This is a genomic window from Tenacibaculum sp. HL-MS23 (assembly GCF_032463465.1).
Taxonomy (GTDB): Bacteria; Bacteroidota; Bacteroidia; order Flavobacteriales; family Flavobacteriaceae; genus Polaribacter; species Polaribacter bernardetii.
Genome location: NZ_CP135989.1, coordinates 1,379,604 through 1,400,609 on the forward strand (window position 1 = coordinate 1,379,604; position 21,006 = coordinate 1,400,609).

General features: G+C 31.7%; 12 protein-coding genes and 1 pseudogene. 12 read left to right on the forward strand and 1 reads right to left on the reverse strand.

The genetic code is table 11. The features are described from left to right. The first annotated feature begins 85 nt into the window (after positions 1-85). The 7 genes from asnB to mdh all read left to right on the forward strand — a co-directional run bounded on the left by asnB (position 86) and on the right by mdh (position 11,549). Positions 86-1,750: an asparagine synthase B gene (gene asnB, locus RRF68_RS06420; RefSeq protein WP_315943837.1), complete on the forward strand. Its 1,665-nt coding sequence runs from the start codon at positions 86-88 to the stop codon at positions 1,748-1,750. Positions 1,751-1,880: 130 nt separating this feature from the next. Continuing rightward, on the forward strand, positions 1,881-5,333 hold the full coding sequence (locus RRF68_RS06425) for a pyruvate carboxylase (protein WP_315943838.1): 3,453 nt from the start codon (positions 1,881-1,883) through the stop codon (positions 5,331-5,333). 614 nt (positions 5,334-5,947) lie between these two features. Next, positions 5,948-6,292: a hypothetical protein gene (locus RRF68_RS06430; protein WP_315943839.1), complete on the forward strand. Its 345-nt coding sequence runs from the start codon at positions 5,948-5,950 to the stop codon at positions 6,290-6,292. A gap of 279 nt (positions 6,293-6,571) precedes the next feature. Further along, positions 6,572-8,509 carry a DNA topoisomerase (ATP-hydrolyzing) subunit B gene (gyrB, locus tag RRF68_RS06435; RefSeq protein WP_218771313.1) on the forward strand — a complete coding sequence of 646 codons (1,938 nt, stop codon included), beginning with the start codon at positions 6,572-6,574 and terminating at the stop codon, positions 8,507-8,509. 92 nt (positions 8,510-8,601) lie between these two features. Then, entirely contained in the window at positions 8,602-9,642 is a 1,041-nt protein-coding gene (locus RRF68_RS06440; protein ID WP_315943840.1) for a DUF6588 family protein, read from the forward strand. Positions 9,643-9,747: 105 nt separating this feature from the next. Next, a complete protein-coding gene (locus RRF68_RS06445) occupies positions 9,748-10,500 on the forward strand; it encodes a hypothetical protein (RefSeq protein ID WP_315943841.1) in 753 nt (250 codons plus the stop codon). Between the two features lie 122 nt (positions 10,501-10,622). Further along, the gene (gene mdh / locus RRF68_RS06450) at positions 10,623-11,549 is read left to right on the forward strand and encodes a malate dehydrogenase (protein WP_315943842.1); all 927 of its coding nucleotides are present in this window, start codon (positions 10,623-10,625) and stop codon (positions 11,547-11,549) included. A 394-nt stretch (positions 11,550-11,943) separates the two neighbouring features. Here the strand turns inward: mdh and RRF68_RS06455 are convergent. Beyond that, positions 11,944-12,462, reverse strand: a pseudogene (locus tag RRF68_RS06455) (cell division ATP-binding protein FtsE); the annotation flags it as partial. 125 nt (positions 12,463-12,587) lie between these two features. Between RRF68_RS06455 and RRF68_RS06460 the strand changes: the two are divergent. The 5 genes from RRF68_RS06460 (at position 12,588) to RRF68_RS06480 (ending at position 20,993) form a co-directional block, all read left to right on the forward strand. Further along, positions 12,588-15,608 carry a tetratricopeptide repeat protein gene (locus RRF68_RS06460; RefSeq protein WP_315943844.1) on the forward strand — a complete coding sequence of 1,007 codons (3,021 nt, stop codon included), beginning with the start codon at positions 12,588-12,590 and terminating at the stop codon, positions 15,606-15,608. Between the two features lie 39 nt (positions 15,609-15,647). Beyond that, positions 15,648-17,429, forward strand: coding sequence for a hypothetical protein (locus tag RRF68_RS06465; RefSeq protein ID WP_315943845.1), 1,782 nt, complete (start codon positions 15,648-15,650; stop codon positions 17,427-17,429). 151 nt (positions 17,430-17,580) lie between these two features. Further along, a complete protein-coding gene (locus RRF68_RS06470) occupies positions 17,581-19,017 on the forward strand; it encodes a M20/M25/M40 family metallo-hydrolase (RefSeq protein ID WP_315943846.1) in 1,437 nt (478 codons plus the stop codon). Positions 19,018-19,020: 3 nt separating this feature from the next. Next, on the forward strand, positions 19,021-19,383 hold the full coding sequence (locus RRF68_RS06475) for a DoxX family membrane protein (RefSeq protein WP_315943847.1): 363 nt from the start codon (positions 19,021-19,023) through the stop codon (positions 19,381-19,383). Further along, positions 19,380-20,993 (forward strand): amidohydrolase, encoded by a 1,614-nt coding sequence (locus RRF68_RS06480; protein WP_315943848.1) that lies wholly within the window; start codon positions 19,380-19,382, stop codon positions 20,991-20,993. Before RRF68_RS06475 ends, RRF68_RS06480 begins: the two co-directional genes overlap by 4 nt. Positions 20,994-21,006 lie beyond the last annotated feature (13 nt).

Consider the following 21,006-nt stretch of genomic DNA (forward strand, 5'->3'; position numbering starts at 1 on the left):
TATAAAAAAAAACAAAATACCGTGATTTGCAATATAAATAAGAACTAAAAACCTCAATTTAACTGAGGAATAAAAATATAAAATTATGTGTGGAATTGTATGTGCGTTTGATTTAAAAGAGTCTCCTGAGAGTTTAAGACCTCAGCTATTAGAAATGTCTAAAAAAATTAGACATCGTGGGCCAGATTGGAGCGGAATTTATAGTGATGCTAAAGTTATCATGACACATGAGCGTTTGGCAATTGTTGACCCCGCTTCTGGACAACAACCGTTATTTAGTGCTGATAAAAAGTTAATTTTAGCCGCAAACGGAGAAATCTATAACCACAGAGAATTAGCTAAAAACCTTACAGGTTCTTATGAGTTTCAAACAGCTTCTGATTGTGAAGTAATTTTAGCATTATATAAAGAAAAGGGTGTTGATTTTATTGATGATTTAAACGGAATTTTCGGCTTCGCTTTGTACGATATGGAAAAAGATGAGTATTTTATTGCTCGTGATCATATGGGGATTATTCCTTTATATATTGGCTGGGATCAAAACGGAACTTTTTATGTTGCTTCTGAATTAAAAGCTTTAGAAGGTGTTTGTACTAAAATTGAATTATTTCCTCCAGGGCATTATATGTCGAGTAAAGACGGAAAATTTGTACAATGGTACAAAAGAGACTGGTCAGAGTACGAAGCTGTAAAAGAAAACGAAACTAGTATTGCAGAAGTTAAAGAAGCTTTAGAAGCTGCTGTACACAGACAATTAATGAGTGATGTGCCTTATGGTGTTTTACTTTCAGGCGGATTAGATTCTTCTGTAATATCAGCAATTGCAAAAAAGTATTCGCAAAAAAGAATAGAATCAGATGATAAATCGGAAGCTTGGTATCCTCAATTACACTCTTTTTCTGTTGGATTAGAAGGCTCACCAGATTTAGCGGCAGCTCAAAAAGTTGCCGATCATATTGGTACAGTACACCATGAAATAAAGTTCACTATTCAAGAAGGATTAGACGCTATTAAAGATGTAATTTATAACATCGAAACGTACGACATAACTACTATTCGATCTTCTACACCAATGTATTTAATGGCGAGAGTTATTAAATCGATGGGCGTTAAAATGGTATTATCTGGAGAAGGAGCCGATGAAATTTTTGGAGGCTATTTATATTTTCACAAAGCTCCAAATGCACAAGAATTTCATGAAGAAACGGTTCGTAAATTAGATAAATTACACATGTACGATTGCTTACGAGCTAACAAAAGTTTAATGGCTTGGGGTATTGAAGGTCGTGTGCCGTTTTTAGATAAAGAATTTATAGATGTTGCTATGCGTATCAATCCGAAAGACAAAATGATTAACGGAGAACGTATGGAAAAATGGGTGATTAGAAAGGCATTTGAAAATATGTTGCCAGAAAGCGTTGCTTGGCGACAAAAAGAACAATTTTCTGACGGTGTAGGTTATGATTGGATTGATACTTTAAAGGAAGTAGTAGATAAAGAAGTTACAGATGAGCAACTGGCAAATGCTAAATTTAGGTTCCCGATACAAACGCCACAAAACAAAGAGGAGTTTTATTACAGAACTATTTTCGAAGCCCATTTTCCTAGTGATACCGCTGCACTAAGTGTTCCGCAAGAGCCAAGTGTTGCTTGTAGCACAAAAATTGCATTAGAATGGGATGAGGCTTTTAAAAACATGAACGAACCATCGGGAAGAGCAATAATGAGTGTACATGACGACGCGTACTAAAATCAGTTTTTAAGTTGATAGTTAACAAACTATAATATTCTAATTCAAAAATTAATTGATAATCTCATCAGCATTTATTACATTTATAGCGAACGTTCGTTAACCGCTTTCTAAACACATCATAATAAGAATGAAAATAAAAAAAGTACTTGTCGCAAACAGAGGAGAAATTGCTATCAGAATTTTTAGAGCCTGTACAGAAATCAATGTTAAAACAGTAGGTGTTTACACCTTTGAAGATAGATATTCATTACACAGATATAAAGCAGATGAGTCTTATCAAATAGGAGAAAATAATGCGCCGCTAAAACCGTATTTAAATATTGATGAAATTATTAGAGTTGCATTAGAAAGTGGTGCCGATGCAGTGCATCCTGGTTATGGCTTTTTATCTGAAAATGCAGATCTTGCTCAGAAGTGTGAGGATAATGGTATTATTTTTATTGGACCCAAAGTGTCTGTATTAAAATCTTTAGGGGATAAAATTACAGCAAAAGAGGTTGCTGTTGCAAATAACATTCCCGTAATAAGAAGTAACGAAAAGCCTTTAATAAATATTGATGTTGCTTTAAGTGAAGCTGAAATAATTGGCTATCCAATTATGTTAAAAGCTGCTTCTGGTGGTGGCGGAAGAGGAATGCGTGTTATTAGGAAAGCCGACGAATTAAAAAGAGCTTTTAACGAAAGTAAGCGTGAAGCACTAAATGCATTTGGAGATGACACCGTTTTTTTGGAGAAATTTGTAGAAAATCCGAAACACATAGAAATTCAAATTGTTGCTGATAATTTCGGAAACACAGTACATCTTTTCGAACGCGATTGCTCTGTGCAACGTCGCTATCAAAAAGTAATTGAATTTGCGCCGTCATTTGATTTAAAACAAGAAATAAAAGATGCGCTTTATAAATATGCTATCGATATTTGTAAAGCTGTTGATTATAATAATATTGGTACTGTAGAATTTTTGGTTGACGATGATGACGCCATCTATTTTATTGAAGTAAATCCAAGAGTTCAGGTAGAACACACGGTTACCGAAGTGGTAACAAATATAGATTTAATAAAAACTCAACTATTTATTGCTGGTGGATATAAACTAGCAGATCAACAAATAAAAATACCAAACCAAGAAGCCGTAAAAGTAAATGGCTATGCCCTGCAATGTAGAATTACAACCGAAGATCCGCAGAACAATTTTAAACCAGATTACGGCGAAATTACCACTTACAGAAGTGCGTCTGGATTCGGAATTCGCTTAGACGCTGGTAGTGTTTATCAAGGCGCAGTTATTTCGCCATTTTTCGATTCGATGCTTGTAAAAGTTACAGCAAATAGTAGAACTTTAGATGGTGCTTGTAGAAAAGTTCGTAGAGCTTTAGCCGAATTTAGAATTAGAGGTGTAAAAACAAACATGCCTTTCCTTGACAACATTCTAAAACATGAAACCTTTAGAAAAGGAGAAGTAACTGTTAATTTCATCAAAGAAACACCTGATTTATTTATTTTTAAAGCTCCAAGAAATAGGGCTACGAAATTAGTTACTTATTTAGGAGATGTTATTGTAAATGGGAATCCAGACGTTAAAAAAATAGATCCAACAAAAACATTCGTAAAACCTATTGTTCCTAAGTTTGATGCAAATGCTAGCTTCCCTAAAGGAACAAAAGATTTATTAACAGAACTGGGTCCTGAGAAATTTTCTCAGTGGTTAAAAAATGAAAAGAAGGTTCATTTTACAGATACCACGATGCGAGATGCACATCAAAGTTTATTAGCTACCAGAATGCGAACTTTTGATATGTTAAAAGTAGCAGAAGGTTACGCAAAAAACAACCCAGGTATTTTTAGTATGGAGGTTTGGGGAGGCGCAACTTTTGATGTTTGTATGCGTTTTTTACAAGAAAATCCGTGGGAACGCTTACAATTGTTACGTAAATCGATGCCAAACGTATTGCTTCAAATGTTAATTAGAGGTTCTAACGGAGTTGGATACACGGCGTATCCTGACAATTTAATTGAAAATTTTGTGCAACAATCTTGGGAAAAAGGGGTGGATATTTTTAGAATTTTCGATTCTTTAAATTGGATGAAATCTATAGCCCCATGTATTGAACATGTTCGTAATAAAACAAATGGTTTAGCCGAAGGATCAATCTGTTATACAGGCGACATTTTAAATCCGAAGAATACAAAATACAATCTTAAATACTATACCACTTTAGCCAAAGACATCGAAAATGCTGGTGCACATATTTTAGCAATTAAAGATATGGCTGGTTTATTAAAACCGTATGCAGCTTTCGAGTTGGTTTCAGCATTAAAGCAAGAAGTAAATATCCCTATTCATTTACACACACACGACACATCATCTATTCAATCAGCTACTTATTTAAAAGCTATTGAAGCCGGAGTTGATGTGGTGGATGTCGCCCTTGGCGGATTATCGGGATTAACATCACAACCTAATTTTAATTCGGTTGTAGAAATGATGAAGTTTAACGATAGAGAAAGTAATTTAAGTATTGATTCTTTAAATGAATATTCTAACTATTGGGAAACAGTAAGAGAGTATTATTATCCGTTTGAATCTGGTTTAAAATCAGGTTCTGGTGAAGTTTTTAAACATGAAATTCCAGGTGGTCAGTACTCAAATCTAAAACCACAAGCACAAGCATTAGGATTAGAAGATCGTTTTCATGAAATTACCAAAATGTATGGCGATGTAAATCACCTTTTTGGTGATATTGTAAAAGTTACACCAAGCTCTAAAGTAGTTGGTGACATGGCACAGTATTTAGTAAGTAATAACTTAACGGTTCAGGATGTTTTAGAACGTGGTGATACAATTTCTTTTCCGCAATCGGTAGTTAGTTTCTTTAAAGGAGATTTAGGACAACCAGTTGGCGGATTTCCTAAAGATCTTCAGAAATTAATTTTAAAAGATCAAAAACCATATACAGACAGACCTAATGCTCATATTGAGCCTTTAGATATCGACAAAGAATATAATGACTTTAAAAAAATATTTGAAAACGACTTAAGCAGGCCTATAGATTTTACAGATTTCATATCTTATAAATTATACCCAAAAGTATTTACGGATGCTTTTAATAAACATTTAAAATACGACAGTTTATTAAACCTACCAACCAAGAATTTCTTTTACGGAATGGAAAGAGGCGAAGAAATTGTTGTTGAATTAGATAAAGGAAAAACTTTATTAATTACTCTAGATTCTATTGGAAGACCAAATGAAGATGGAATGGTTACCGTGTATTTTAAAGTGAATGGTCAAGGAAGAGCAGTGCAAATAAAAGATGAAGCTATAAAAGTAAATAAGATCATTAACGCTAAAGCTGATAAAAGTAATTCAAAAGAAATAGGCGCTCCATTACAAGGAATGTTATCTGCTATTTTAGTAAAAGGAGGTGAAAAAGTGGTTAAAAACCAGCCTTTATTTATTATTGAAGCTATGAAAATGGAAACTACAATTACAGCTACAGAAGATACAACTATAAAACAAATCGTTTTAAAATCTGGAGTAATGGTTAACTCTGAAGATTTAGTAATTAGATTATCGTGATAATTTATTATTACAAAGCAAAAAAACCTCGCAAAAAAGCGAGGTTTTTACGTTATTAACGTATAACATCCTTCTTTCTTAGTTTAAAAAGTATTTACCATCACTATAAATAAATGAAAATCAACTATTTATTTTTTTTATAATTGTTAGTTATTTATATTTAGGCATATTTTCTAAAAACTAATCCCCCTAAAGAAAATGAGTACACAAAAAATTAAAAAGAAAATTTTACTTGTATTATTATTTATAGCAACAGCACTCTCCTTTTCCTATGCTTTTAATAAAAACTACGATTACAAAATGGTAAGCTCTAGACTTAAAAAATCCATTGAAGAAAAAAAGAGTTAGAACAAAAGCTAGAAAAAACAACCGCCAACTACAAAAAATTAAGCGCAAAAAACAAGAAATTATCTAAAAGAGTAATTTTAGAAATTAATAAAATCATCAACCTAAAAGATTCGGTAGATGAATTAGATAGCGACTTAAAAAAAGACAAAAAAGCACTTGCAAAAAAAACGCATTTAACGAAAAAACTGTCAACTAAAATTAATTCTTTAGCTACTAAAGTTGATAAAGCTAAATTATTAAAACTAAATATTGTTGAAGTGCTTACTATGAGAAAAAGAAATAATAGTAAGTTTACAACAACGACAAATAAAAATAAAATAGATGCTTTTAAAATTAGTTTTCATGTTTTAAAAAATGAAATAGCTAATAAAGGAAAAAAACGAATTTCCATAAAAGTTTTAGACTCTAAAAATAATATCGTTATTATTAAAAGTGCTAAAGGTACAGCTAATACATATAGCAGTAAATTAACTATAGATTATAAAAATGAACCATTAGATGTTGTTTCATTTATAGAGGTGGACAGAAAAAATATAACACCAGGCATTCACAAAGTAATTATTTCTTTAGAAGGACTTTCTGTTGCTCAAAAGACCATTAATTTGCGCTAAAAGATCTTTTTTATGAAAATCACAATTCAAAAACCTCGCTTTTGCGAGGTTTTCTGTTTAAACATATTTTTATTCAACCTTAAAAAAAACAAAAACTAACACTAAAGCACTTTACAGTCATTTTAAGCCCTTTTTTTCAACCTTCCTTAAACTCATAAAAAATCATCATCAAACGCTTAAAACCTTTTAATTTACCTTAAAAAAACGTAAGTTTGTTAGGTTAAACTTTCCTTTCTAAAGACTGTTTATTAAAATTAAAACTTAATTAATTCACTTATCATGAGCGAAGAAAAAAAACATAATTATTCAGCTGACAGTATTCAAGCGCTTGAAGGAATGGAGCATGTAAGAATGCGTCCTTCAATGTATATTGGAGATGTTGGTATTCGTGGTTTACACCACTTAGTTTACGAAGTTGTAGACAACTCTATTGATGAAGCAATGGGAGGTTATTGTGATAAAATTGATGTTACAATTAATGAAGACAACTCTATTACAACCAAAGATAACGGTCGTGGTATTCCTGTAGGAATTCACAAAAAAGAAGGCGTTTCTGCATTACAAGTTGTAATGACAAAAATTGGTGCTGGTGGTAAATTCGATAAAGATTCTTATAAGGTTTCTGGTGGATTGCATGGTGTTGGTGTAAGTTGTGTAAACGCACTTTCAGACCTTTTAACAGCTACAGTTCATAAAGAAGGTAAAATTTGGCAACAAGAGTACTCTAAAGGAAAAGCCTTATACCCTGTTAAAACAATAGGCGAAACTGATTTTACAGGTACGATTGTAACTTTTTTACCAGACAAATCAATCTTTAAGCAAACTACAGACTTTAATTACGAAACATTGGCAACTCGTATGCGCGAGTTATCATTCTTAAACAAAGGGATTACAATTACCTTAACGGATAAGAGAACAACAGATGATGAAGGTAATTTTATTTCAGAAGTATTTCATTCTGATGAAGGTTTACCTGAATTTATTAAATATTTAGATTCTACTCGTGAGCAGTTAACTGCCAAGATTATTTCTATGGAAGGTGAAAAAAATGGTATCCCTGTAGAAGTTGCCATGGTTTACAACACTTCGTATTCAGAAAACTTACATTCTTATGTAAACAATATTAATACGCACGAAGGAGGAACACACTTATCTGGTTTTAGAAGAGGTTTAACACACACTTTAAAAAAGTATGCTGACGAATCTGGATTACTTAAAAATGTAAAATTTGAAATTGCTGGTGATGATTTCCGTGAAGGATTAACAGCCATTGTTTCTGTAAAAGTAGCAGAACCACAATTTGAAGGACAAACAAAAACAAAATTAGGTAACAGAGAAGTATCCGCTGCTGTTTCTCAAGCAGTTTCAGAAATGTTAACGGACTACTTAGAGGAAAATCCTAATGATGCAAAAATCATTGTTCAGAAAGTAATTTTAGCAGCCAATGCTCGTCATGCAGCACGTAAAGCACGTGAAATGGTGCAGCGTAAAACCGTAATGAGTATTGGTGGTTTGCCTGGTAAATTATCAGATTGTTCTGAAACAGATCCAGCACAATGTGAAATTTTCTTAGTTGAGGGAGATTCGGCAGGTGGAACAGCAAAACAAGGTAGAGATCGTAATTTTCAAGCTATTTTGCCACTACGTGGAAAGATTTTAAATGTTGAAAAAGCAATGCAACATAAAGTTTTTGAAAACGAAGAAATCAAAAACATGTTTACGGCTTTAGGAGTTTCTATCGGAACAGAAGAAGACCCAAGAGCTTTAAACTTATCTAAAATTCGTTATCATAAAGTAGTTATTATGTGTGATGCCGATGTAGATGGTTCGCATATTGCTACCTTAATATTAACCTTCTTTTTTAGATATATGAGAGAAATGGTAGAGCAAGGTTATATTTATATTGCAACACCTCCTTTATATTTAGTAAAAAAAGGACAAAAAAGAGAATATGCTTGGGATGATAACCAACGTGATGTTATTGCTAAAAACATGGGAGGCTCTGTAAACGTACAGCGTTATAAAGGTCTTGGAGAAATGAATGCAGACCAATTATGGGACACAACCATGAACCCAGAATTTAGAACTTTACGTAAAGTTGTTATTGACAGCCCAACAGAAGCAGACAGAGTTTTCTCTATGCTTATGGGAGATGAAGTACCTCCACGTAGAGATTTTATCGAACGTAATGCGAAATATGCAAATATCGATGTATAACATTTTTTTATTATAAAACTATAAAAAGCTCAATCTTAAAAGATTGAGCTTTTTTCATACATTTGCTTCAAACTAATTAATAACTTAGTAAAATGAAAAAAATAATTTTATCTATAGTAACTCTTTTAACTTTAGCCTTAAACGTAAAAGCACAAGAATTAGAATCAATTCTTTTAGCAAAAGAAGATGCTGCAAAATTAACGAACGCTTATTTAAACCCTGCCATGAAAGGATTTATTTACAGCATGAATAATGGTTGGTACCATACCGCTAAGGTTCATAAAAAATTTGGTTTCGATATAACAATAGGAGCTAACATTTCTTTTATTCCTTCAAAAGATGAAATTTTTAACATTGCTAAATTAAACCTATCAAGTAACACAACCGTTACAAACGGGGTTAGCTCATCTCCTACTGTTGCAGGAAGTGAAGATATTACACCTGCTGATTTAAGATATGAGACTACGGTAAACGGACAAACAGTTTCTGCTGATTTTACAATGCCAAACGGTGTAAAAGAAGACCTACCTGCTAGTGCTGTTCCTGCACCTTCTATACAAGTTGGTTTAGGACTTCCCTTTAAACTAGAGGCAATGGTTCGTTATGTTCCTGAAGTTGGTTCTGATGATGTAAAAGGTAGTTTATTTGGTATTGGATTAAAAAAAGAAATTACAAGTTGGTTTGGACCTTTAGATAAATTGCCTTTACATGTTTCTTTGTTAGCTGCATATACTAATATGAATGTAGATTACACAATAGGTGATGTAGATGGTAATATAGAGGTTAGAAATGGTATTACTCAATTTAAATTAAACTCGTATACTGTTCAAGCAATTGCTTCTATTAATTTTCCTATTATTAATTTTTATGGAGGAGTTGGATACAACGGAGGAAGTACTGATTTAGATTTAAAAGGTGATAGCTTTGTTGCCAACTATGAGTCTTCAACCATACCTTCAGTTACAGTACGTGAAGACTTAGGAAGAAACCCGTTATCACTAAGCACAAGCACTAGTGGCTTTAACGCAACTATAGGAACTCGCTTAAGCTTAGGTTTCTTTAAAATATTTGGAAGTTATACCATGCAAGAATATAATTCTGTAAACGCGGGTATCGCTTTTAGCTTTAGATAATCTTTATTCATAAAATAAACATCAAAAAAAGAATCTTATTTTATAAATAAGATTCTTTTTTATTTTTATACTTTCGAACCAGAAATTAATTCACACACAAAAATTATGAAGAGAAAAATTTTACTATTATTAATTATGATTTGCAGCATCATTACAAATGCTCAAAATGAAACTTCTGACAAATTAGAAGGGAAAGATCTTTTTGACAAAGTATATAATAGTTATTCAGGCAAAAAGCTTTCAGTTGTTGTTTTAAAAGATGGAAAAAGAATAGAAGGGTACAAAAAAGATGTCGACAGAAAAAAAGGTCAGATTTATTACATAAAAATTAAAGACGAACAAACAGGGAAAAAGTTAAAATTTGTTTCTGACCAAATAAAAGAAATGTATTTATTTCCTGGAGGTATAGAAAAATTTTCTAAATCTTTTAGACACATTTATGATGTAAGACAATGGGAAAGAACAGATTTAGATAACGAAATTATTAACCAAGGATATATATATTTTAAAAACCAAGAAGTTTCTTTAAAAAATAAAAAGAAAAAAAGAGAATATATGATGCAGCTAATCAACCCAACGTTTAGTAAGTATTTAGAAGTTTTTGGAGATCCTTTTGCTAAAGAAACAACAAAGCTTGGTTTTGCTGGATTTAATGTTGCAGGAGGTCTTGCTAAGTCATATTACATTAAGAAAGACGGTGTTATTTACTGGATGCATAAAAGAGAATTAGATGTTAGATACGAAAAGCTTTTTGGAGATTGCGAAGAGTTTGTTAAAAAGTATCCTTTAAAAGATATTAAATGGAGATATTTTAGTGAATATATTTTAGAATACACAAAAATGATGTCTAAAAAATAATCTCAACTAAGCACCTACAAAACCCCATTGAAATTTCAATGGGGTTTTGTTTTTATATCCATAGTCAAATCGTTATTTTTGTGCAACTTAAATTAATTCATCACAATTAAAAATATAAAAAAATGAAAGTAACAGTTGTAGGAGCAGGTGCTGTAGGTGCAAGTTGTGCAGAGTACATTGCTATTAAAAATTTCGCATCAGAAGTTGTATTAGTAGATATTAAAGAAGGTTTTGCTGAAGGTAAAGCAATGGATTTAATGCAAACAGCTTCTTTAAATGGTTTTGACACAAAAATAACAGGTACTACAGGAGATTATAGTAAAACTGCAGGGTCTGACGTTTGTGTAATTACTTCTGGTATTGCTCGTAAACCTGGTATGTCTCGTGACGAATTATTAGGTATCAATTCTGGTATTGTAAAGTCGGTAGCGGCTAGCTTAGTAGAACAATCTCCTAACACTATTATCATTGTGGTTTCTAACCCAATGGATACAATGACTTATTTAGTACACAAAGCCACTGGATTACCTAAAAACAGAATTATAGGTATGGGTGGGGCTTTAGATTCTGCTCGTTTTAAGTACCGTTTAGCGGAAGCTTTAGGTGCGCCTATATCTGATGTTGACGGAATGGTTATTGGAGGTCACTCTGACAAAGGAATGGTTCCTTTAACGCGTTTAGCTACTCGTAACTCTGTTCCTGTTTCTGAATTTTTATCAGAAGAAAGATTAGAGCAAGTTATGCAAGATACTAAAGTTGGTGGTGCTACATTAACTGGTTTATTAGGTACTTCTGCTTGGTATGCACCAGGTGCTGCTGTTTCAGGTATGGTACAAGCTATTGCTTGTGATACTAAAAAAATATTCCCTTGTTCTACTTTATTAGATGGTGAATATGGCTTGTCTGATTTATGTATCGGAGTTCCTGTTGTTTTAGGTAAAAACGGAATTGAAAGTATCGTTGAGATTAATTTATCTGATGCTGAAAAAGTACACTTAACTGCATCTGCAGAAGCTGTTAAAAACAACAATTCTGCTTTAAATTTGTAAAATAATTTTAAGCTCTTTAATATATAAACCCTGAGTAGTTTAACTACTCAGGGTTTTATTTTAAAAAAATTTTAAATTTTATGACAAACGTGTAAGGTTCTTTAAAAGATAGCGTCTTTAATTATAAGGAAGCATTTAGTAGTGTTTCTTTTTCATAGTTTTTCATAGCAATTTTCCCACTTCATTCGTGAAGTGGGTTTTTTATTTAAAACTAAACTGTTTGTTGTTATTGTTGTTGTTGTTGTTGTACTTCAAACAACTCTCCGCCTTCACACTTAAGAGTTTTTTGCTTAAACTTTACAATTAACTGATAATCGTGCGTAGCCATTAATATGGTTTTTCCGCTTTTATGAATTTCATTTAATAAATTCATTACTTCAAGCGATGTTTTAGGATCTAAATTACCCGTAGGTTCATCTGCTAAAATTAACTCAGGATCATTTAACAATGCCCTTGCAATTGCAACTCGTTGTTGTTCACCTCCAGAAAGTTCGAATGTTTTTTTGTAGTATTTTTCTTTCATTCCTACTTTATCTAAAACCTCGTATATTTTATCTTTCATTTCGGTTTTATCCTTCCATCCAGTAGCTTTTAAAACGAATTCTAAGTTTTCAAAAACGTTTCTATCATTTAAAAGTTTAAAATCCTGAAAAACAATTCCTAATTTTCTTCTTAAAAAAGGAATATCATTTTCTTTCATTTTCTTTAAATCGAAACCTACAATTTCACCCAAACCTCTTTGTAAACGCAAATCGCCATACAAGGTTTTTAACAAGCTACTTTTTCCGCTTCCTGTTTTTCCTATCAAGTAATAAAAATCACCTTTATTTAATCTGAAGTTAATTTTTGATAATACTAAGTTGTCTTGCTGATAAATATCAGCATTTTCAAGATGTAAAACAGGTCTTTCCATATATCGATTCGTTTTTACAAATCTAAAATTTTATTACTTAATTCTATAACATTTCTTATTTTTGATGCATTGTTTACCAACAAAAACAGAAAAGGTACGTTATACCTTTTAGAGAACTAAGATATATGAGATTTATTTGTTTAAAAAAAAGTTGTTTTTCACTATTTTTAATCGCTTTTTCAATAACCATAACGGCACAAGAGTCTGCTATTAATTCAGAAATTACATCTGATTACCACAAAGCTATAAAACTTTACAACAACAAAGCCTACGCCGCTGCGCAAGAACTGTTTAGTGAAGTTTCTAGAAATGCTAATCAACATGAAAATCGAAAAGCTGATGCCGATTATTATGATGCAATGTGTGCTATAAAATTAACACAAGACAATGCAGATGATAAAGTATTAGAATTTGTAGAAAACCACCCTTATAATAACAAAAAAGAGAAGGCTTTTATAAATGTGGGTAACTATTATTTTGCTAACAGAAAAGCTGCACACGCGTTAAAATGGTATCAAAAAGTAAATGACAAGTTATTAAGTCAACCAGAAAGAGATGAGTTAAATTATAAAATGGGTTATGCTTTATTGGTATCTAATTATTTAAAAGATGCTAAATCTCGTTTTCAAACATTACTTGGAAACCCTATTTATGGTAACGATGCGCGTTATTACTTCGGATATATTGCTTACAAACAAGAAAATTTTGGTGAAGCCGAAGATAATTTAAGTCAGCTAGCAAACGATGCTACTTACCAAGCAAAAGCAAATTACTATATTTTAGATATTAGTTTTAAAGCTGGGCGTTTTGATAAATCTGTGAAAATTGGAGAAAACCTTTTAAAAGAATCAAAAGATGAAAAAGAAATTTCTCAGGTTTCTAAAATAATTGGTGAGAGCTATTTTAATCTTAAAAAATACGATCAGGCAATTCCTTACTTAACAGCCTATGAAGGTAAAAATGGTAAGTGGACTAATACCGATTATTATTATTTAGGTTACGCTTATTATCAGCAAAAAAACTATGAAGAGGCTATTGGTAATTTTAATAAAATTATTGGCGGTAACAATAAAGTTGCTCAGAATGCTTACTATCATTTAGGTGAATGTTATTTAGAATTGCAAAAAAAACCAGCAGCTTTAAATGCATTTAAAAATGCAAGCGAAATGGAATTTGATCTTAAAATAACTGAAAGTGCTTCGTTAAGTTATGCAAAATTGAGTTACGAACAAGGAAACCCGTATGAGAGTGTTCCGGATGTTTTAAAAGGTTTTTTAGCAAAATACCCAAACTCACCAAATGCATCTGAAATAAACGAATTATTAATTACCTCTTATTTACATCAACAAGACTACCAAGGCGCTTTAGATTATTTAAGTAGTGTAAAGTCTGTAGAAAACGACAACATTGCAAATGAAGTATCGTTGTATAGAGGTATTCAATTATTTAATGAAAATAAATTAGCAGCTGCTAAACCTTATTTTTACAAAGCAACCCTTTCTGCAAACACCGTAGTTAATAATAAAGGGAATTTTTGGTTAGCTGAAACAGAGTACTTATTAGGTAATTATGACAAAGCCTTAACCAGTTTTTTATTAATTACAAATAAAGATTTAGAAGATACAAAAAAATTAGATTATAATATTGCTTACACTTATTTTAAACAAAAAAACTATGAAAATGCTGCAAAACATTTTCAACAATTTTTAGCGATAAAATTAGATGAAAATAATTTAAATGATGATGCTTCAAATAGATTAGGTGATTCTTTTTATGCTTCTAAAAACTACTTAAAAGCAATTAACTCTTATAAAAAAGTAATTAATGAAGGCGGTGTAGGTGCAGATTACGCCCAATACCAAACTGCGATGAGTTATGGATTTATGGGGCAAAATGACTCAAAAATAAAAGACTTACAAACGCTTGTTAACGATTACGTAGGTTCTCAATTACAAGATGATGCTTTGTTTCAGTTAGCTACAACCTATACTGCAACAAACAATGCTGTAAAAGCTCAAAAAACGTACAATCGTTTATTATCTGAACATTCTAATAGCAACTATATTCCTAATGTGCTGTTACGTCAAGGATTGTTGTACTATAACAGCAATCAAAATAAAAAAGCTTTAGAAAAATATAAAGAAGTTGTTGCGAAGCACCCTAACTCTAAAGAAGCAAAACAGGCTGTTACCAATGTTAAAAATGTATATATTGATATTGGTAAAGTAGATGAATATGCTGCTTGGGTTAAAAACGTAAAATTTATAAATGTTACAGATGCAGAATTAGACAATGCTACTTATCAATCTGCAGAAAACAAGTTTTTAGAAAACGATACCGCAAAAGCCATTGAAGGATTCAATAAATATCTTTTAACTTTCCCTAACGGATTACATGCTTTAAAATCTCATTTCTATTTAGCGCAATCGTATAATAACAACAAGCAATTTAAAAATGCAGTACCACACTACACCTATGTTGTAGATCAAAATAAAAGTGAATTTTCTGAAGAATCATTAGCCAAACTTTCTAATATCTATTTAGAAGAAGAAAATTGGGATAAAGGAATACAACTTTTAAAGCAATTAGAAACCGTAGCTAATTATCCGCAGAATATAATATTTGCACAAAGTAATTTAATGAAAGGGTATTATAATAAAAAAGAATATGCCAACGCTATTACCTATGCCGAAAAGGTTTTAGGAACCGATAAAATAGACACAAACGTCGCAGAAGATGCAAAAATAATCTATGCGCGTTCCGCTTTTAAAACCAATGACTTTTTAACCGCTGAAGAGTTTTTTAATGAAGTTAGTAAAAAAGCTACTGGCGAACTAAAAGCTGAAAGCTTGTACTATAATGCATTCTTTTTAAATGAAAATAAAGACTATGAAGCATCTAACAAAGCAGTGCAAAATTTAATAGCCAACTATTCTTCTTACAAATACTGGGGAGTTAAAAGTTACATAATAATGGCTAAAAATTATTATGCTTTAAAAGATGCTTACCAAGCAACCTACATCTTAGAAAACATTATTAAAAACTTTACGCAATACAAAGATGTTACAGAAGAAGCTACAAACGAGCTTCGTTCTATAAAAAATAAAGAAGCAAAAACAAACGAATCGGTAACTACCCAAAACTAAAATTTGTTAAATACAAAAAAGAGTTCAATGATTATATCAATGAAGAAACACTTAGGTTTATTTGTTTTATTTGCAATATCAATTGCAAATGCACAAGAAAAGAAAACCACAGAAAAAGCAAAAGACACTATTATAAAAACAGAGGTAGTTAATGTAGTTACATCATACGTTCCTAAAATTACCGATGCTTTTAAAATAAAGCAAAAACCTATTATAAAACACACAAAAGAAACACAGAAAAAAGAATTAGAATACAAAATATTTTCAGTCCCTGTTGCCTCTACTTTTATTCCAAAAAGTGGTGTGATGAAAAAAGTAGATTTAGGTAAAAGAGAACTATTATACCCTAATTACTTATCTGTTGGTTTCGGTAATAAAATAACTCCTTTTTTGGAAGCTTATGTTAGAAGAAACGAAAGTTACGATAGTGAATTCGGAGCGCATTTAAAATTTCTTCTATCTGCAGACCCTGTTGAAAACACAGCTCTTAGTAGTACATATTACGATATGAGTTTAAACTTATTTTATGCACAACAAGAACGTTATTTAAATTGGAAAACAGGCATAAGCGCTGAACGAAACAAGCACAATTGGTATGGTTTACCAACAAACATACCTTTTACTAACGCTACTATTAGCAATATTGAAGAAGAACAAGCCTATACTTACTTTAAGGTTTTTGGGACCATTAAATTTGATGATTCTTATCTTGATGAAGCAAATGGTAGTATTTCATTTTTTACAGATGCATTAAGTAGTAATGAGTTTTTAATTGATGCAAATGCGAAATTTAAATTTCCTTTAAATAATTTTCACCGTCAGTTAAATGATTTATATATAAACACAACATTAAGTTATTTAGGTACTAAATTCGAAAAAAACTACGAAACTCAAACCGAGTTAAAACATAGTTTTGCTACTGCAGGTATTCACCCAACGTATAATTTTAAAGTACAAGATTTAGCTATAAAAATAGGAGCAAAAACGTATGTCTCTTTAGATTTAGAGAATAACGATACAAATTTCTTTGTGTATCCTGATTTAGAAATCTCTTATCCTATTGTAAACGATTTTGCAAGCGTTTTTATTGGTGCTTCAGGAGATTTAGAAACAAACACTTACAAATCATTATCAACAAAAAATCCGTACGTCTCTCCTACTCAAAACATACAGCAAACCAACAAGAAATACGATCTCTTTGCAGGAGTAAGAGGAAAGTTAGATTTTCAGTTTAGTTATAATTTAAAAGCAAGTTATGCCGATATTGAAAACAATGCTTTTTTTACTTTAAACCAATCAAAATCTAACGGAAATAATATTGCAGGAACAGATGCTTTTTCTTTCTTCGGATATGATTACGGAAACTCATTTAACACCACATACGACGATATTAAACGAGTGTCTTTCTTTGGTGAAATTGCTTTCGACGGAATTAAAAACTTAAGTGTAGGCTTAAACGGTCAATTTAATAAGTTTACATTAACTAATGAGCTTGAAGCATGGAACGCTCCAAAAATAAAAGGAGAACTTTTCGGAACGTATAAAACAAGAAAATGGTTTGCAGGTGCTAACTTCTTTTTTGTCGGCCAACGAAAAGGAAAATTATACGAAGTATTACCATCACAAAATTTCTCAACTATAGACTTAGATGGTTATTTTGACATTAACTTTAATGGTGGATACCATTTTAACGACTCGTTTTCTGTGTTTTTAAACCTTAATAATGTGCTAAATAACAGTTACCAAAGATTTAATAATTTTAATGTACAAGGTTTTCAAGCAATGGGAGGTTTAACTTGGAAATTTGATTCACTTTTCTAAAAAAACAATCTAAATATAATTACGCCTAACTATTTACAAAGAATAGTTAGACTTAATTTAAAGTAAACAACTACAAATCAAAATCTTTACGATCACTTTACGATTAAAAATATAAAACTTACATTTATGGCACTTTAAAACAGTGTCATAAATGAAAAAATTATCTCTCTTATTAATTTTAGGGTTGTTTGTAATTTCTTGTAATACAGAAAAAAAAGAAACACCTTTAACTTCTAATGTTTTTTCTACTGAAGAAAAAATAGATTCAACTCAAATAAAACACTTATTCAACGCCGCCTTAACCGAAGGAAAATCGTACGAATGGTTACGAGACTTAACTACAAATATAGGTAGTCGTTTATCCGGCTCAGAAGGAGCAGCAAAGTCTGTTATTTGGAGTGAAAAATTAATGAACGAAGTTGGTTTAGACTCTGTTTGGCTACAACCTGTTATGGTACCGCATTGGGTTCGTGGAGAAAAAGAAGTTGCAAATTATAGCTTTAACGGAGTAGAAATTAATGTTCCTGTTTGTGCTATAGGAGGTTCTATTGCAACACCAACTGGCGGAATTACAGCAGAAGTTATTGAAGTAAAAAGCTTAGAAGAAGCTGAAAAATTAGGAGATAAAGCCAAGGGTAAAATCGTTTTCTTTAATGGTGCTTTTGATAATACTTTAATTCACACTTTTAAAGCCTACGGCGGATGTGTCGGTCAGCGTTTTGGCGGAGCAGCAGCAGTTGGTAAATTCGGCGCAAAAGCAGTTATCGTTCGCTCTATGACAAACGGAATAGATGATTATCCTCATACCGGATCAATGGGGTATGGAGATATTCCTAAATCAGAATATATTCCTTCTGCAGCAATTAGCTCTAGAGCTGCCGAAAACTTAAGCAAGCATTTAAAAGAGAATCCAACACTTAAGTTTTACTTAAAACAAAGCTGTGAAACACTACCAGAAGCTCAGTCACACAATGTTGTAGGAGAAATTAAAGGAAGTAAAAACCCTGATAAAATTATGGTTATTGGTGGGCATTTAGATTCTTGGGATTTAGGTGATGGCGCTCATGACGACGGAACAGGAATTGTACAATCATTAGAAGTAGCTTACTTGTTAAAAAAGAACAACATTAAACCTAAAAACACTATTCGTATTGTATTTTTCATGAATGAAGAAAACGGTTTGCGTGGTGCTACAGAATATGCGCGTTTAGCAAAACTGAATAACGAAAATCATATTGGTGCTTTAGAATCTGATTCTGGAGGTCACACACCTAGAGGTTTCTCTATCGATGCTAATGACAAGAACCTTCAATTATTACAAAGCTGGAAAAAATTATTAGCTCCTTACGGCTTACATGATATTACAGCAGGCGGAAGTGGTGCTGATATTGGTCCTTTAAAGGACGATCATGTTACTTTGGTTGGATACCGACCAGATTCTCAACGTTATTTTGATTATCACCATGCTGCTAGCGATACTTTCGATAAAGTTAACAAACGTGAACTAGAGTTAGGAAGTGCGTCAATGGCAAGTATCGTATATTTAATGGATAAGTATTTATATAATAACGAAACCATAAAACCATAACGGATGACAATTTTAGTATTAATTCTTCGTATAATTTTTGGTTTATTCTTTGCCTACATAGGTGTTATGCATTTTTTAAAACCACGTTTTTTTAATGGTTTTATTCCCAAACCACTTCCTAAACTAGCTGTAAACTATGTTGCAGGTTTTATAGAAGTTGTAATCGGAATAGGTCTTTTATTTAATGCTACTGCAAAAAATGCAGCCATCGTTTTTTTTGTGCTAATGGTCGTTTTTTTACCATTACATATATGGGATTTATTTAAAGAAAAACCTGCTATAGGATCTAAAAAAATTGCCATTATACGCTTACCAATACAATTTTTACTTTTATATATCGCTTATTTAATATATTCAAATTCATGAGAAAATCATTATTAATTATTGCCGTTTCAATCGCTATTACCTCTTGTAAACAACAAGAAAAAGTAGACACGATTGTTATTAACTCAAACACATATACCGTTAATTCTAATTTCGATAAGGCTGAAAGTTTTGCGATTAAAGACGGTAAATTTATCGCTATAGGAACTAATAAAGAAATACAAGATAAATACACCTCATCAAAAACTATCGATGCTGAAAATAAAGCTATATATCCTGGTTTTATTGATGGACATTGTCATTTTTACAGATTAGGTTTACAACAACAAAAAGTAAACTTAGTCGGTACAAAAAGTTACGATGAAGTATTACAGAAGTTAGTTGAATTTCAAAAAGAAAAAAACACCACTTTTATAACTGGTCGTGGTTGGGATCAAAATGATTGGAAAACAAAAGAATTTCCTACAAAAGAGAAACTAGATGCTTTATTTCCTAGTATTCCTGTGGCAGTTCGTAGAATTGACGGTCATGCAATGTTGGTAAATCAAGCTGCAATCGATTTAGCAGGTATTACAATTGACACTAAAATTGATGGAGGTGAATTCTTTAAAAAAGATGGAAAACTTACAGGTGTGTTAATTGACAATGCAATGAATTTCATTGAAGTACCAAAACCGAATAAACAAGAACAAATTCAGGCTTTAAAAGACGCTGAAAAAATTTGTTTCGACTTAGGTTTAACAACCGTTGATGATGCTGGCTTAGATAGACAAGTAATTGAATTGATTGATAGTTTACAACAAACAGGTGATTTAAAAATGCGTATTTACGCAATGATTTCTAACAATAAAGAAAACTTAGATTACTACCTTAATAAAGGTGTTGTTAAAACTGATAAATTACATGTTCGTTCTGTAAAAGTATATGCAGACGGAGCTTTAGGTTCTCGTGGAGGTGCTTTAAAAGAAGAGTATTCTGATAAAAAAGGGCATTTTGGTGCTTTAGTAAATTCGTACGATGATCTTCAACGTTTAGCAAAAAGAATTGCTAGTTCTGAATATCAAATGAACACGCATGCCATTGGTGATTCTGCTAATTATGTAATGCTTAAAGCTTATAATAAATTCTTAAAAAACAAAGACAATCGTCGTTGGAGAATTGAACATGCTCAGATTGTTGATTTAAAAGATTTTCATTTATTTAAAAATATCATTCCGTCTATTCAACCAACACACGCAACAAGCGATATGTATTGGGCAGAAGAACGTGTAGGTTCTGAAAGAATTAAAGGTTCTTATGCCTATAACGATTTATTAAAACAACATGGTATGGTTGCTTTAGGAACCGATTTCCCTATTGAAAACGTGAGTCCATTACACACCTATTATGCTGCAACCATCAGAAAAGATTTAAAAGGATATCCAGAAAAAGGATATCAAATGAAGAATGCTTTATCTAGAGAAAATGCCTTGAAAGGGATGACTATCTGGAACGCTTTTGCTAATTTTGAAGAAGCCGAAAAAGGAAGTATTGAAGTAGGTAAACTTGCCGATTTTATCATCTTAGAAAATGATATTGTAACTGTTAACGGCGACAAAATACCTAACACGAAAGTTTTAGAAACTTTTGTTAACGGAGAAAAAGTAAATTAATTTTTTTTTAAAA

Bases quoted from the DNA above. Each gene is read 5' to 3' on its own strand.
- RRF68_RS06465 (WP_315943845.1), top strand. From the start codon at position 15,648: ATGAAGAAACACTTAGGTTTATTTGTTTTATTTGCAATATCAATTGCA.
- asnB (WP_315943837.1), top strand. From the start codon at position 86: ATGTGTGGAATTGTATGTGCGTTTGATTTAAAAGAGTCTCCTGAGAGT.
- RRF68_RS06440 (WP_315943840.1), top strand. From the start codon at position 8,602: ATGAAAAAAATAATTTTATCTATAGTAACTCTTTTAACTTTAGCCTTA.
- RRF68_RS06480 (WP_315943848.1), top strand. From the start codon at position 19,380: ATGAGAAAATCATTATTAATTATTGCCGTTTCAATCGCTATTACCTCT.
- gyrB (WP_218771313.1), top strand. From the start codon at position 6,572: ATGAGCGAAGAAAAAAAACATAATTATTCAGCTGACAGTATTCAAGCG.
- RRF68_RS06470 (WP_315943846.1), top strand. From the start codon at position 17,581: ATGAAAAAATTATCTCTCTTATTAATTTTAGGGTTGTTTGTAATTTCT.
- RRF68_RS06475 (WP_315943847.1), top strand. From the start codon at position 19,021: ATGACAATTTTAGTATTAATTCTTCGTATAATTTTTGGTTTATTCTTT.
- RRF68_RS06460 (WP_315943844.1), top strand. From the start codon at position 12,588: ATGAGATTTATTTGTTTAAAAAAAAGTTGTTTTTCACTATTTTTAATC.
- RRF68_RS06425 (WP_315943838.1), top strand. From the start codon at position 1,881: ATGAAAATAAAAAAAGTACTTGTCGCAAACAGAGGAGAAATTGCTATC.
- RRF68_RS06430 (WP_315943839.1), top strand. From the start codon at position 5,948: ATGAGAAAAAGAAATAATAGTAAGTTTACAACAACGACAAATAAAAAT.
- RRF68_RS06445 (WP_315943841.1), top strand. From the start codon at position 9,748: ATGAAGAGAAAAATTTTACTATTATTAATTATGATTTGCAGCATCATT.
- mdh (WP_315943842.1), top strand. From the start codon at position 10,623: ATGAAAGTAACAGTTGTAGGAGCAGGTGCTGTAGGTGCAAGTTGTGCA.